13 protein-coding genes and 1 pseudogene are annotated in these 14,296 nt (G+C 39.7%); 9 read left to right on the top strand and 5 right to left on the bottom strand.

Going from position 1 to position 14,296, the window contains the following annotated elements; genetic code table 11:
• From I6E78_RS15230 to I6E78_RS15215, 4 genes are all read right to left on the bottom strand, one after another.
• Window positions 1–116, bottom strand: a 116-nt coding sequence (locus I6E78_RS15230) for a four-carbon acid sugar kinase family protein (RefSeq protein WP_231618016.1), incomplete at its 3' end; no start/stop codon positions are given.
• A gap of 2 nt (window positions 117–118) precedes the next feature.
• A complete protein-coding gene (gene ltnD / locus I6E78_RS15225) occupies window positions 119–1,024 on the bottom strand; it encodes an L-threonate dehydrogenase (RefSeq protein ID WP_182684612.1) in 906 nt (301 codons plus the stop codon).
• Window positions 1,025–1,348: 324 nt separating this feature from the next.
• Window positions 1,349–1,543: a hypothetical protein gene (locus tag I6E78_RS15220; RefSeq protein ID WP_058374040.1), complete on the bottom strand. Its 195-nt coding sequence runs from the start codon at window positions 1,541–1,543 to the stop codon at window positions 1,349–1,351.
• Window positions 1,543–2,814: a porin gene (locus I6E78_RS15215; protein ID WP_197182830.1), complete on the bottom strand. Its 1,272-nt coding sequence runs from the start codon at window positions 2,812–2,814 to the stop codon at window positions 1,543–1,545. The genes I6E78_RS15220 and I6E78_RS15215 overlap by 1 nt, the downstream gene beginning before the upstream one ends.
• A 265-nt stretch (window positions 2,815–3,079) precedes the next feature.
• On the opposite strand from I6E78_RS15215, the gene I6E78_RS15210 reads away from it, so the two are divergent.
• From I6E78_RS15210 to I6E78_RS15170, 9 genes and pseudogenes are all read left to right on the top strand, one after another.
• Window positions 3,080–3,838, top strand: coding sequence for a DeoR/GlpR family DNA-binding transcription regulator (locus tag I6E78_RS15210; protein WP_197182829.1), 759 nt, complete (start codon window positions 3,080–3,082; stop codon window positions 3,836–3,838).
• A gap of 498 nt (window positions 3,839–4,336) precedes the next feature.
• Window positions 4,337–6,595: a nitric-oxide reductase large subunit gene (locus I6E78_RS15205; RefSeq protein WP_011329067.1), complete on the top strand. Its 2,259-nt coding sequence runs from the start codon at window positions 4,337–4,339 to the stop codon at window positions 6,593–6,595.
• 251 nt (window positions 6,596–6,846) lie between these two features.
• Window positions 6,847–8,148 (top strand): M20 family metallopeptidase, encoded by a 1,302-nt coding sequence (locus tag I6E78_RS15200; protein ID WP_011329066.1) that lies wholly within the window; start codon window positions 6,847–6,849, stop codon window positions 8,146–8,148.
• A 194-nt stretch (window positions 8,149–8,342) separates the two neighbouring features.
• Window positions 8,343–9,344: a fatty acid desaturase gene (locus I6E78_RS15195; RefSeq protein WP_011329065.1), complete on the top strand. Its 1,002-nt coding sequence runs from the start codon at window positions 8,343–8,345 to the stop codon at window positions 9,342–9,344.
• A 32-nt stretch (window positions 9,345–9,376) separates the two neighbouring features.
• On the top strand, window positions 9,377–10,171 hold the full coding sequence (locus I6E78_RS15190; RefSeq protein WP_011329064.1) for a LuxR C-terminal-related transcriptional regulator: 795 nt from the start codon (window positions 9,377–9,379) through the stop codon (window positions 10,169–10,171).
• Window positions 10,172–10,351: 180 nt separating this feature from the next.
• Window positions 10,352–11,614 (top strand): tyrosine--tRNA ligase, encoded by a 1,263-nt coding sequence (gene tyrS, locus I6E78_RS15185; RefSeq protein WP_011329063.1) that lies wholly within the window; start codon window positions 10,352–10,354, stop codon window positions 11,612–11,614.
• A 95-nt stretch (window positions 11,615–11,709) separates the two neighbouring features.
• Window positions 11,710–11,922, top strand: a complete 213-nt coding sequence (locus I6E78_RS15180) for a hypothetical protein (protein WP_011329062.1) — start codon at window positions 11,710–11,712, stop codon at window positions 11,920–11,922.
• Window positions 11,923–12,054: 132 nt separating this feature from the next.
• A pseudogene (locus tag I6E78_RS15175) lies at window positions 12,055–12,468 on the top strand (GFA family protein).
• A 4-nt stretch (window positions 12,469–12,472) separates the two neighbouring features.
• On the top strand, window positions 12,473–12,913 hold the full coding sequence (locus I6E78_RS15170; protein ID WP_041454544.1) for a Rid family detoxifying hydrolase: 441 nt from the start codon (window positions 12,473–12,475) through the stop codon (window positions 12,911–12,913).
• An 80-nt stretch (window positions 12,914–12,993) separates the two neighbouring features.
• On the opposite strand, the gene I6E78_RS15165 is transcribed toward I6E78_RS15170, so the two are convergent.
• On the bottom strand, window positions 12,994–14,187 hold the full coding sequence (locus I6E78_RS15165) for an MFS transporter (RefSeq protein WP_011329059.1): 1,194 nt from the start codon (window positions 14,185–14,187) through the stop codon (window positions 12,994–12,996).
• Window positions 14,188–14,296: the final 109 nt, after the last annotated feature.

Raw genomic sequence — 14,296 nt, 5'->3', positions numbered from 1 at the left:
ACAGTGTTACAGTGAGGTACATCGTTAAGTTGTACCGTACGCATACCATGTTCAACGAGGAAACCAGCAATGTCGGTTGCTCCGGTAAAGTCGTCTGCAATTACACCAAGTAACATAATTAGCTCTCCACACCAGGTAACTCAATACCTTTAAAAATTTTTATAACGGCACTGTCGTCTTCTTTACCAAAACCGGCATTACTGGCGCTGGTAAACATGTTAAGCGCGGTGCTAGTGAGAGGAAGTTCGAACTCGAGATCTCGCGCGGTTTCTGAAACTAAGCCTAAATCCTTAACAAAAATATCAACCATAGAGTTAGGAGAATAGTCACCGTCAACCACATGTTTCATGCGGTTTTCGAACATCCACGAATTACCGGCTGCATTTGTTACAACATCGTACATAAGATTTAAAGGAATATTTGCCCGTGCAGCTAATGCCATTGCTTCAGCACCTGCTGCTATATGTACACCCGCTAATAGCTGGTGAATAATTTTTACCGTTGCGCCTAGCCCTATTTCAAGGCCTATGTTGTAAACTTTTGCGGCGGTTGCCTCTAAAATAGGCGCAAGTTTAGTAAAGGCTGCTGCTGAGCCTGATGCCATAATAGTCATTTCACCGCTAGCTGCTTTTATTGCGCCGCCAGATACCGGGGCGTCTAACATAATAAGCTGATACTCAGCTAAACCCGCTGCAATGTCTTTAGCATCTTGGGCAGAAATAGTAGCTGATACCATAACGGCTGTGTTTGGCTTAAGGGCGCGAGCAAGGCCAGAGTCAAACAATACAGACTTTACTTGTTTTGCATTAATTAACAGTAAAAGTACCGCATCTAGGTCTTTGGCAAAATCATTCGCGTTGCTTGATACCGCTTTAGCGCCATATTCTTTTAATGTTTTTAGCGCTTCAAGGTTTAAATCAACACCGTATACATCAAGTCCTGCACGTACACACGACTGAGCTGCGCCCATTCCCATGGAACCAAGGCCTATAACAGCGACTGATTTGATTGGTTGTTCATTCATCTATTCACCTCGTTTTAAACGTGTATGTGCTTCGTGTTAAATATAGTTAACTATTGTGACTATATGTTAAGGTGATTTGGTCGTCAAGCACTTTAGCTTATAAAACCGACCATTTAGTCATAGATTAGTACTTTAAAGTATTAGGTTGTGTTGTGAATTTATGTGGAATATAGGTAGTTAAAAATAGTAGCTATGGAAGGAGGTAAATATAATTTGTTTTAAATGGCTTAATACTGCCAAGGTCAACACGTCTTAACTAAAGCTAATCATACATTTAACGGGTAAAAGTGTGATTAGCTTTGTTATGTCATATTTTGAATTCGTTTATTTTACGGTTATTTTTTCGTTAGTATTATCTAAAATAACAAACTCGCCATCAGCGCCGCTAAAAAGGCCTGTTTTTAAACCCTCTTCACGTTCATCATGCCATTGATAAGGTTTAAGACCACTACAGCCAGCAAGCATAATTACGCCAAGGAGTAGGAATATTTGTCGCGTTTTTTTATTTAATATGTTCATTAAAATTTCACCCTTGCTCCTACAGATAGCACCTGAATATCGTTAACATCGCTGCCCATATCTAAATCTAGTGAATAGATGCGGTATGAGGCATACACTTCAGTACCGAATTTATTTAATTGTTGCACAGTGCTTAACCCATAGGCTGTACTTTCGCTTCCTTCATTAGGTAGGTGTTTTGAGCGTGTGTAATCAAGCGAGAAAGCGGTTTGGCCATAGCTCGTATAATTTTTAATTAAACCAAATTTAGCGAATAGATTACTAGGGTTATCTTGGTTTTCACGCTCTAACATACCACCAGAGAGCGTTAAATTTAACCCTGTATTTTCATGAAGTACCGAAACAGAGCCATCATATTGTAAATCAGCATTGGTCAAATTAGGTTCAGCAATAGCGGCTGCGCCAATCACTTTAAGCCCGTTAGCTTGTCCTTCGTACGATAGCGTTGCATCGTATCGACTATCGCTAATAATAGATGTAGCTAAGCTAAAGCCATTAAAAGTAGGTGTATCGTAACGCAGGCGGTTGCGTCGGTTTAGGCCATCAAAACTATTAAAACCATCTAGGATCCTAATGTCAGTTAAAGCGCCACTATTACGCTCTCTAAAAAATAAACCGCCAGCTTGATCCGTCACGTTTGCACTAGCAATAAGTGCTGTGCCTGATAAATCTCTTAAAGCGCTTGAATGTGACGGGGTGAAGCCTTTACCTAACGAAAGCTTACCGTAGCGCTGACTTTCTAGGTACACCTCTGTGTATCGTTGATCGAAAATATTATTAACATCTTGGTTCGTTTGACTTACGTTACCAGATTTATTAGGTGCAATAGTAAGCTCAATTTTTGCGCCTATAGTCATATCATCACTGGCTGCAACAGTACCTAAAAATTTAATTCTGCTTTCAGCAAAGTCATTATCAACAATGTAAGCATCAACGCTTTCACCATCATCAACAACCGATAGCATTTGGTTTACCCAGCCAGATACAACAAGCTTAGTTTTAGCCTTAGGGTCGGCATGAACTACCTTACTTTGTGGTATTGCAGGCGCTTGCATAGTGACGTCTACATTATCATTGCTTCTGTTTTTTAGTAGGTTAACTTCTTGCTTTAAAGCTTCTAATTGCTGCTGTTGTTTTATAATAAGCTGTTCGAGTCTTTCATTGGTATTTGAGCCATTTTCTTGTGCAGCAACACTATTTATAAAACAAAGTTGACCTGCCAGTAATACGCCAGTAAGTAATTTTTTATTGAAGGGTATTTGATTGTTCATGTACTTTCCTTTATTGAGATATCGGCTCTATGTGTTAATCCTCGTTAATTGTTGTGACTATATGTTTGGAATTTAATGTCGTCAAGCAGTTTGTTCACATAACTTACCAATTGATAACATTTTAGGCATGAAAAAATATAAAAATTGTTGAAAGTACGAATGAAATTGCAGAAAAATAAAGTTATTTAACAATAACAAGCATAACTTCACAGTTGCAGGTTGAGTTGATAAGATAGCTACAAAATAATAACTGACATTAGCCATTATGATCCCAGCAGAGCGCCATAAAATAATTTTATCATTACTTTCACAGCAAGATGTTATTAGTATCAATGAATTAGTTGATAATCTTGCGGTATCTCACATGACTATTCGTCGTGATATTGCAAAGTTAGAAAAAGATGGCAAAGTATTATCGGTATCAGGGGGAGTGCAGTTAACTACAATATTACATAATGAGCCATCTCATGACGCGAAAGCGCACCAGAATGCAGCAGAAAAAGCAGTAATTGGCAAACTAGCAAGTCAATTTGTGCCTGAAAATACATCGGTTTATCTTGATGCTGGTACCACTTCACTTGAAATTGCACGTCATTTAGCACCTCGAAATGATTTACTCTTTATTACTAACGACTTTATGATTGCCATGTATTTAATGAAACATAGTTCGAGTGAACTTTACCATACAGGTGGCCGTGTCGATCGTGACAATCAATCGAGTGTGGGCAGCAAAGTGGCCGATTTTTTAAATGGCATGAATATAGACGTTGCGTTTGTTTCTACTTCATCTTGGAACTTACGAGGACTTTCTACGCCGAGTGAACCAAAAGTTATCATTAAAAAAGCAGTTGCTAAGGCTGCACAAAAGATAATTTTAATATCTGATTCTTCTAAATATGGAAAGATCGGCACCTTCCACGCACTCGATATTGAATGCTTTGATATAATTATAACCGATAGCGCTTTTCCAGAAAGTGTCCGTAATGAGCTTGAAGAAAAAGGCATTCAAGTAGCCGTAGGCTGATTTTAATAGTAGCAGCGGAGTAAACGGTATTTTATTAAATACCGTTTTATTTTCTTCGTTTATAAAACCACTCATCGTGTACTGATCTCAGTAACTAAAAAGCTTCCTTTGCTTGTGCAAAGCATTGAATACATCTTTATATGTTCTAGCACGATTTAGCTTGAACCCACCACCTTTCCTTGGGGTTATTAATATAGCCTAGTGCACTTAATTTTTGCACAACACTCATTAAGTAACTTTAAAACTCTATTGTGTAATCTTTTTTATTGTCGCTAACGGCGATTATGTTGATCTGGACACATATTCTGCTCAGATATTTACTGTATGTTAAGAGTAAGCTGAAAGTAATTTGTCGTATCACAAATAACTATCAGTTGCTAAAGCGGCTTACTAGTTTATTGATTTGCAAAGATCGCTTTATAAGTTATCAATAGTTACATCAGTAATATAAAGCTTCGCTATAAAATTGCGTCATGTACATTTAACAGGAGAGTAATAATGAGAGAATATAAAAGGTTATGGTGGGCCCTTTTAGGGGTCGTCGCAGTCACCTTTTCATTATTAGGTTACTACGGCACAGAAATTTACCGTGAAGCACCGCCAATACCAGCCGCGTTTGTATCAGAAAGTGGCAAAGTGTTAACCACAGAAGAGCAAATACTTGACGGGCAAACTGCGTGGCAATCTGTTGGTGGCATGCAATTAGGTTCGGTTTGGGGGCATGGAGCTTATCAAGCGCCAGATTGGACAGCTGACTGGTTGCATCGCGAGTTAGTCAGTTGGTTAAATTTAGCTGCAGAAGATCAATTTGGCACAGCATACGATGAACTCAATGAGCAACAACAGCATATGCTGCGCTATGATCTTAAAAAAGATTATAGAACAAATACTTATAATACAAAAACCAACACTGTGAGCTTGTCATCGCGACGTATGCAGGCAATAGCGCAAACCAGTGATTATTATAATGCGTTGTTTGGTGGTGCAGCTGAGCTGCAGCAAACCCGTGCTAACTATGCAATGAAAGAAGTTACTTTGCCCAGTGCTGAGCGCAGGGCACGTTTAAACGAGTTCTTCTTTTGGACGGCTTGGGCGGCATCTACTGAGCGTTTAGATGGGAATGCAACCTATACCAATAACTGGCCGCATGAGCCGTTAATTGATAATAAACCCACTACCGAAAACATAGTATGGTCGCTGGTCAGTATTGTGTTACTGGTTGCAGGAATTGGAGCATTAGTGTGGGCGTGGGCATTTTTACGCAGGCAGGATGACGAAGAGCCAATCGTGCCAAAAACAGATCCTATTTTATCTTTTAACTTAACGCCTTCGCAAAAATCTTTAGGTAAATACTTATTTTTAATTGTAGCTTTGTTTACCTTTCAAATATTTGTAGGGGCATTTACCGCTCATTATACCGTTGAAGGGCAGGGCTTTTATGGCGTGCAAACCTCTGAATGGTTCCCCTATAGTTTAGTGCGAACTTGGCATATTCAGTCGGCGTTATTTTGGATTGCAACAGGCTTTTTAGCGGCTGGTTTATTTTTAGCCCCAATTATTAATGGTGGCGAAGATCCTAAGTTTCAAAAGCTGGGTGTTGATGTATTGTTTTGGGCGTTAGTATTGGTAGTAGTTGGCTCGTTTATTGGTCAGTACTTAGCAATTGCGCAAATAATGCCGCCAGAACTAAACTTTTGGTTAGGCCATCAGGGCTATGAATACATTGATTTAGGACGACTATGGCAAATTGGTAAATTTGTTGGAATATTGCTGTGGTTAGTATTAATGATGCGTTGTATTACACCCACTTTAAATAAAGAGGGTGATAAAAACTTACTGGTTTTATTTATGCTGTCGGTAATTGCGATTGGCTTATTTTATGGTGCGGGTTTTTTCTACGGCGAGCGTACGCATATTTCAGTAATGGAATATTGGCGCTGGTGGATTGTGCATTTATGGGTAGAAGGTTTCTTTGAAGTATTTGCCACAACAGCACTGGCCTTTATATTTTTTAATATGGGTTTAGTGTCTAAACGTATGGCTACAGTGGCTTCGTTAGCGTCGGCTTCGTTGTTTATGTTAGGCGGTGTTCCGGGGACTTTCCATCACTTGTACTTTTCGGGTACAACTACACCCGTTATGGCTGTAGGTGCAACTTTTAGTGCGCTTGAAGTAGTGCCACTTATAGTGCTTGGTCATGAAGCATGGGAGCATTATAAATTAAAAACGCGTGCGCCTTGGATGGAAAATGTTAAATGGCCAATAATGTATTTTGTAGCCGTTGCATTTTGGAATATGTTAGGTGCAGGTGTGCTGGGCTTTATGATCAACCCACCAATTGCTTTGTATTATATTCAAGGACTTAATACCACAGCAACACATGCTCATGCAGCTTTGTTTGGCGTTTATGGCTTTTTAGCGCTGGGCTTTACACTACTCATATTAAGATACATTCGCCCGCATTTAAAATTTGATGAAGGCTTAATGAAAACCTCTTTTTGGTGGATGAATATAGGGCTAGCGTTAATGCTATTCACTAGCTTATTACCGGTTGGTATTATTCAATTTATTGCCAGCGCATCAGAGGGACTTTGGTATGCACGTAGCGAAGCATTAATGCAAAGCGATACTTTGGTAACGCTACGCTGGGTGCGCACCATTGGTGATGTAGTATTTATGGTGGGCGCATTAGCGGTTACTTGGCAAGTTGTTAAAGGTGTATTTAGCTCGCCAGAAAAAGCAGTTAAAACGCCCTAGTTATATTGTAAATATATAAAATAAAGTTAAACAAAAATGACGCTAAACAGCGTCATTTTTTATTGGTGTTTTTACTCTAGTGAGTTTTAGTTACTATGTAGTTTATTAAATGTTTTGCATAATAACTCAAAATAGCCGGGTAATTATTTGCATTGCTCAGTGCATTGCGCATTATCTACTTACTCACGTCAAAATTTTCTATAACAGCACTGCACAGTGTTGCTAAAGGCAGATAATAAAAAGGAACACAGATGAAACGCTCATTAATCTCATTAGCTATTGGCTTAGCAAGCCTAGGGGCATTTAATGCCAGTGCCAATATTAATATCGATAAACAGATAAATCAGGTTGAAGATAAGGTGATTGAATGGCGTCGCGATTTTCATCAGCACCCTGAGTTAAGTAACCGCGAAACACGTACCGCTGCGATTGTAGCACGCCATTTAAAAGCCTTAGGGATGCAGGTTGAAACTGACATTGCTTACACAGGTGTAGTGGGGATTTTAAAAGGCGGTAAGTCGGGGCCAACAGTAATGCTGCGTGCCGATATGGATGCACTGCCAGTAACCGAAAAAGCTGATGTGCCTTTTAAATCACTGGTAACTACCAAGTATAATGGGGTTGATGTTGGGGTTATGCATGCCTGTGGGCACGACACGCATGTGGCTATGCTAATGGGTGCAGCTGAAGTATTAGCCGCTGTAAAAAATGAATTACACGGCGATATTATGTTTGTGTTTCAGCCAGCAGAAGAAGGCGCGCCACAAGGCGAAGAGGGCGGAGCTGAGTTAATGTTAAAAGAGGGGATATTTAAAAAGTATCAACCCGATGTGGCGTTTGGCATTCATGTTATGGCGGGATTAAACAGCGGCCAAATTGGTTATCGTAGTGGCCCAATTATGGCCAGTGCGGATCGCTTCGAAATAACGGTAAAAGGTAAGCAAACGCATGGTTCATCGCCTTGGGGTGGGGTCGATCCTATTTCAGTTGCTGCACAAATTGTCTCAGGGGTTAATCATATTGTTAGTCGTCAAATAGATATAACTAAAGAGCCTGCCATTATCTCGTTTGGTAAAATAGCCGGCGGCGTACGTAACAATATTATTCCCGATAGTGTAGAAATGGTAGGCACTATTCGTAATTTTGATATGGATAACCGCCAACAAATTTTTGAAAAATTAACCACTACAGCTACGCATATTGCTAAAGCGTCGGGAGCCGAAGCACAGGTAAATATTTTTAAAGGTTACCCAGTAACGGTGAATAACCCAGAGCTTACCGCGCAAATGTTGCCAACACTTAAAAATATAGTAGGTAAAGATAACCTGTTTGATGTGCCAAAAGTAACCGGCGCAGAAGACTTTGCTTTTTATGCGCAGCAAGTACCGGGTTTATTTTTGTTTTTAGGCGGCACGCCAACAGGGCAAGATGTAAAAACAGCACCAACCAACCATTCGCCGTATTTTTATGTTGACGAGTCAACGCTTAAAGTGGGCACTAAAGCAATGAGCCAGCTGGCGATTGACTATTTAGCTGCACAGCAAAAAAACTAACATAAACTTAGCTCACGCTAGGATTAAATAAATTACGGGCGCTAATAGAAGAGGCGCCCGTGTTGTTTTTGCAGTAATTAGCGTGTAAAAGCATTAGCAACTAGTATCAAAGAGCATAAGAAAGTACTCTCAAAGGTGTTTTTTTTACCAGTTCGGGTATTATCCGCCCCAACATAATTGATCGGTTGTAATTTATGACTCATTTAAGTGCAAAAGAAAATATTCAAGCCATTGTTAAAGCTATTAAGGCTGAAGAGGCGAAGCTACGCGCTAAGCATCCATTATTAACGCATCAAAATACCTTGGGATTGGTTATTTTACTGTTATCTCTTGGGGCATTAGTTGGGGTTGGCTTTTTATATTATTTAGCCATTATTCCTGCGTGGTTATGTATTATTTTAGCTGCTATGGCTGCATCTATTTCGCATGAGTTAGAGCATGATTTAATTCATAAACAGTATTTTAGTAATCAGCCATTTATGCATAATTTTATGATGCTAACCGTGTGGTTAATGCGCCCTAATACTATCAGCCCTTGGTATCGTCGTAAGTTACATTTACACCATCATAAAACTTCAGGCACACAACAAGACCTAGAAGAGCGCTTAGTGGGTAACGGTATTAAAAATCCTTTGTTACGCGCGTTGGTTATTGTGGATGGCTTATTAGGCTTATTAATTAACGCCAAACGTTTTTCTAAAGAAATTAAAGGCTTTCACTTTTTTAAGATATTTAATGCCGGTTTTCCTATTACCACCGCTTACTTTATTGTTTTATACAGCGTAATTATATTTCATGGCGTTAATTTATTTACTGGGCTTGCACAAAGCTCGCCGGCTTGGTTATTAAGCACTATGTCGCTATTTGAGTTTTTAATGGTGGTGTTAATTGTACCTAATATTGTGCGCTCGAGCTCGCTAAATTTTGTTACCTCGTGCATGCATTACTATGGCGGTGTAACCAATATGCTGGAGCAAACCCATGTGTTAACCAGTCGGGTATTTATGCCGTTTCACTTGTTTTGTTTTAACTTTGGTAAAACCCATAGTATTCATCACTTTGTGCCAAATCAGCCATTTTATTTACGCCAAATGCTAAGTAAAAAAGTGCTAAATGTAATGCGCGAACATGGCGTGCGTTTTAATGATTTTGCCAGTATTAAACAGGCAAATTTTTATAATGCTAACGCCAATTAAACTTTTAATTTAACTAAAACACCGTGGTAGTAATGATTGCAAAACCCACTGAAAATGAGCTAATTGCGCAATGTGTTGAAGCAATCAATTCAACTGGTTTTGCACAAAAAATAGTTAATTACATTGCTCATTTAGTGCAATTTGACTGCGCGGTGATTTTAGGCTGTAGAGCCCATAAACACCCCATTTATTTATACGACTCGATAGATACTCGACGCGAGTTATTGTTTCAGCGCTATTTAACCAATTCGTTTATTAACGATCCCTTTTATATTGAACTGTCAAAAAGTGGCCATGAAGGTGTGTATCGGTTAGTCGATATCAGCGCAAATAAAGACTTAGCAGCTTATACCCAATACCAGCAACAGTTTTATAACGAAACCGGTTGGGTAGATGAACTAAGTATAAGTGTGCGCACAGATGAGAGCCGCTGGATTGTTATTTATTTAGGCTTTTTAGAAAGCAAACAACGCTTTAGCGCCGCACAAAAAAGCACCTTAATAGCTCATTTTAGCCTTATAAAAGCATTATGCCGCCAACATTGGGGCAATAACTTATTATTGCTTGGGCCTTTAACTACCACAGCTACAGGGCAATTAATTGAGCGTGGCTTAGCTACCTTTGCCAACGAGCAACTTACCACCCGCGAGCGACAAATAGCTATGCTATTAGTGCAAGGCTGCGACTCTAACGATATTGCTAAGCAATTAAATATCACCTTAGGTACAGTTAAAAACCACCGTAAACGTATTTACGCACAATTAAAAGTGTCTTCGTTGAGTGAGTTTTTTCAGCTGTTTTTAAACCACTTAATCACTAGTGAGTAAGATTAGTTAGCATAAATATTTGCCTTGCCTTAATACTACTTTCGCACCGTTAAACAGCGCTTCTACTTAAATTGATTAATATAAAGTACTTTCTATCCCTTTAGGGATATATGGTTGTGTAGCAGCTTTAATTAGTATTTTTACCCTAACTAATTAACACATGTGTGTGGGATAAATACAATGACAACACAATTACTGGAAGATATTACACATCGCGGCCTGGTTTCTCAGGTTAGCGATTTAGCGCAGCTTGAGCAGTTATTAGCAACTTCACAAGTTGTGTATTGTGGTTTTGATCCTACCGCGGGCAGTTTACATATTGGCCACTTAGTACCTTTGCTAATGCTAAAGCGTTTTAATGATGCCGGTCATAAAGCGGTGGCATTAATTGGTGGCGCAACCGGGTTAATTGGCGATCCAAGCTTTAAAGCCACCGAGCGCAGCTTAAACAGTAAAGAAACCGTACAAGGTTGGGTAGCAGATTTAAGCTCACAAGTAGAGAGCGTAATGAACCCGCATTTAAGCGAGCCAATTCAATTAAAAAATAATGCCGACTGGTTTAGCGGTATTGAAGTGTTGGATTTTTTTCGCGATGTAGGTAAGCACTTTTCAATTAATAATATGATCAACCGCGAGTCGGTAAAGCAACGTTTGCAACGCCCTGATCAAGGTTTATCGTTTACTGAATTTAGTTACACTTTATTGCAGTCGTACGACTTTGCTAAATTAAATAGCGAACTGGGTTGTAGTGTGCAAATTGGCGGCAACGATCAGTGGGGGAATATAGTAAGTGGGATTGATTTAACCCGCCGCTTAAATAAGCAAACTGTATATGGATTAACTTTGCCACTTATTACTAAATCAGACGGTACTAAGTTTGGTAAAACGGAAGGCGGCGCAATTTGGCTTGATCCGAAAAAAACCTCACCGTATCGCTTTTACCAATTTTGGTTAAATTGTGACGATGCCGATGTATACAACTTTTTGCGTTTTTACACCTTTTTATCGGTAAAAGAAATTGAAGCCATTGAAGCGAATGACATTACCAGCCAACAAAAGCCTCAAGCGCAAGGTATTTTAGCCGAGCAATTAACCCGCTTTGTACATGGCGAACAAGGCTTAGCAAGCGCGCAGCGCATTACGCAATTATTGTTTAACGGCCAAGTACAAACACTCACCTTGGCAGAGCTTGAGCAATTAGAGCAAGATGGGCTCGCCGTACACGCTATTAGCGACGCGAAAATTAATATTGCTGAGTTACTAGTTAAAAGTGAACTGGCCAGCTCAAAGCGTACTGCACGTGAGTTAATAAACGCGAATGCGATTAAAATTAATGGCGAGGCCATTACAGATGAGCACGCACAGTTAGATTTTCCGCTGTTTGATCGTTTTTGGGTAATGCAGCGTGGTAAAAAGCAATTTAGGCTTATTAAGTTAGCTTAAAGTGTTACAGGCGTGTTGAATTGAACATCCTATGAAATAAAAAACGCACATAGCCTGTCTACTAATTAGGTTAATAGCCTTTTTGAGGTAGTACTATGTGTAGTTCAATGAAACGTAGCCGTGAGGTAAAAAAGTTACAGCTTAACTTTGAAGACGATCTTAGTAATGAGCAACGCTTGCGCTTTGCTGCTAAAGCAAATATAGCGCAAGCGCGCCGTGATGCGCTTAATAAAAACAGTGCTGATAAGCATATTGCTAAATCACGCTTTTTTAATTTATTTCGTTGGTTTAAACAGTATTTACCATAAATTTAGAGGCACTAAATAGTTGCTTTAGGCTGTGGTGTTTTATTGCTATGCAGGTACACATTTAGTATAAAACTCGTGTAATACCGAAGCACCCTTAAGGGTGGAGCTCGTTAAAAATAATGGATATATAAAATGAACATAACTGGAAGCTGTTACTGCGGCGACATAAAATACCAAGCGAAAACACAAAGTAACACGCTATTAGTGTGCCACTGTAGTGATTGCCAACGCATGTCGAGTGGGCCATTTAGAGCGGTAATAATGAGTGAGCCTAACGGCGTTACTTTTACGCAAGGTAAGCCTAAAGAATATATAAAAACGGCGCAAAGTGGTAATAAACGTGCGCAAGGGTTTTGTGGTAATTGTGGCACCTCACTTTATGCTACCAACGAAGCGACAGAAAACCGTGTATATGGCCTTAGAATAGGGGCGGTTGATCAACGCGATGAGTTTACGCCAGTAGCGCAAATTTAGTGTCAGTCTAGCGTTAGTTGGTTGAACGATTTAGTGCAAGTGCCTGCATTTGCCACCACCCCAAAAAATTAGGTTTATGATGAAAAAAATAACATTAATTACCTTATTCGCCAGTGTATTGAGCAATGGTTTTGCTAATGCAAAAAACAGTGATATTGAGCACTTAAATGCGGCCTCAGCAAGTTTACCTTTTTCGCAAATTGTAAGGGTCGATAATACCTTGTATATGTCGGGTCAAATTGGGCTTACAAGCAGTGGTAAACTAGCACAAGGTGGTTTTGCAGCAGAGACTAAGCAAACGCTCGAAAATATAAAAAGCACCCTAGAGCAGCATAATTACAGTATGAAAAACATAGTAAAGTGTACGGTTATGCTAACCGACATAAATGACTTTAAAATGTTTAATAAAATATATGCTGAATACTTTACCCCGCCATATCCTGCGCGCAGTGCGTTTGCAGTAAAAGCGTTAGCACTAAATTCAGTTGTAGAGGTTGAATGTATTGGCGCTGTTTAAGCTAAATATATAAAAAGTACTAAACTATAATTAGTTATAAAAGTGGGCAAATGATTACACCGCCCACTTTTAATTAACGCTTACGCTTTGTTGCGCATAGTAATATTACGCCCGCCTAAATAACCAAACACCGCACATAGCGCGCTCGCACCTGCGCAAAACCATAAAGTAGATGCCCAGTTACCAAAATAACTATGCAGCGCACCTGCAATAATAGGCCCAGTAGCGGCAAGTAAATAACCAATACACTGCGCCATACCAGAAAGTGCCGCAGCTTGATGTGAGTCGTGAGTACGTAAACTAATAAACGACAAGCCCAATATAAAGCATGCACCCGAGCAAAACCCCATAGTGATTGACCACACAGACGCATAGTCTGGCATATACAACAGTCCAATCGACGACAGGCTTGCCAACACTCCTAAAACAAAGGTGAGTACGCGCTGATCTTTTAGTTTTGCTAATAAGGGAATTAAGATAATACCGGGTAAAGCCGAAGCTACCTGAAATGAGCCTTGCAGCGCACCCGCTTGTTGTGCGCTGTGGCCACTGTCTATTAAAATGCTTGGCAACCAGCCAATAATTATATAAGTAAATAACGAGTTACAGCCAAGTAGCAAGGTAATTTGCCACGCAAGGGCTTGGCGCCACACTTTAACGTCACCGGTGTTTTCTACCAGATCTTTAGTCGGTTTGGTGCGTAGCTTTAATTGCGGTAACCAAATAAATAAACTTATTAAAGTAATTAACGCGTAACTGGCTAAAGCAATTTGCCAGCCCATTTGTTTATATTCGGCAAGGGGAATAATTAACGCTGAGTAACTACCGCCAAAAATACCCATAGCAAGCACATACGCCGAGGTCATTACAGCCACTTTGTGTGCAAAGTCGCGCTTAATTAAACTCGGTAACAGCACATTACCTATCGCAATGCCGACCCCAATGACGGCGGTGCCTAAATAAAGTACCGGCACAGAATCTATCATGCGCGATGCTAAGCCTAAGCCAATTAAAATAAGGGCAATAAAAAGCGACACTTCTAAGCCTTGTCTTTTAGCTAAACTAGTGGCTAATGGGCTTGCTAAAGCAAATGCAATTAACGGTAAGGTGGTAAGCATACCGGCTTGTGATGCGCTTAAATTAAAACTAAGAATTATTTGGTCCAGCACGGGGGCTAAACCAGTCACTGGCGCACGTAAGTTACTGGCAATAAGTAAAATTCCCAGTACTAATAATGCGTAAGATAAGCGAGATTGAGATTGTTGAGTTAACAAGGTAAACGTCCTAGCAGGTTGGTTATTTAGCAAGAAGCAATAGAGACTAGTATAAAGGCTAAGTCACCACTATAATTTAGTAAAAGAGACATTAAATAACTAAAAACAG

It is taken from the genome of Pseudoalteromonas sp. NZS127 (assembly GCF_015864805.1).
GTDB lineage: Bacteria > Pseudomonadota > Gammaproteobacteria > Enterobacterales > Alteromonadaceae > Pseudoalteromonas > Pseudoalteromonas nigrifaciens.
This window is presented reverse-complemented; position numbering and strand designations above follow the sequence as displayed.

What these genes read in the sequence shown, in the direction of transcription:
- ltnD (WP_182684612.1), bottom strand. Translation starts at nt 1,024, where the DNA reads ATGAATGAACAACCAATCAAATCAGTCGCTGTTATAGGCCTTGGTTCC.
- I6E78_RS15220 (WP_058374040.1), bottom strand. Translation starts at nt 1,543, where the DNA reads ATGAACATATTAAATAAAAAAACGCGACAAATATTCCTACTCCTTGGC.
- I6E78_RS15190 (WP_011329064.1), top strand. Translation starts at nt 9,377, where the DNA reads ATGATTGCAAAACCCACTGAAAATGAGCTAATTGCGCAATGTGTTGAA.
- I6E78_RS15210 (WP_197182829.1), top strand. Translation starts at nt 3,080, where the DNA reads ATGATCCCAGCAGAGCGCCATAAAATAATTTTATCATTACTTTCACAG.
- I6E78_RS15200 (WP_011329066.1), top strand. Translation starts at nt 6,847, where the DNA reads ATGAAACGCTCATTAATCTCATTAGCTATTGGCTTAGCAAGCCTAGGG.
- I6E78_RS15180 (WP_011329062.1), top strand. Translation starts at nt 11,710, where the DNA reads ATGTGTAGTTCAATGAAACGTAGCCGTGAGGTAAAAAAGTTACAGCTT.
- I6E78_RS15170 (WP_041454544.1), top strand. Translation starts at nt 12,473, where the DNA reads ATGATGAAAAAAATAACATTAATTACCTTATTCGCCAGTGTATTGAGC.
- I6E78_RS15195 (WP_011329065.1), top strand. Translation starts at nt 8,343, where the DNA reads ATGACTCATTTAAGTGCAAAAGAAAATATTCAAGCCATTGTTAAAGCT.
- tyrS (WP_011329063.1), top strand. Translation starts at nt 10,352, where the DNA reads ATGACAACACAATTACTGGAAGATATTACACATCGCGGCCTGGTTTCT.
- I6E78_RS15215 (WP_197182830.1), bottom strand. Translation starts at nt 2,814, where the DNA reads ATGAACAATCAAATACCCTTCAATAAAAAATTACTTACTGGCGTATTA.
- I6E78_RS15205 (WP_011329067.1), top strand. Translation starts at nt 4,337, where the DNA reads ATGAGAGAATATAAAAGGTTATGGTGGGCCCTTTTAGGGGTCGTCGCA.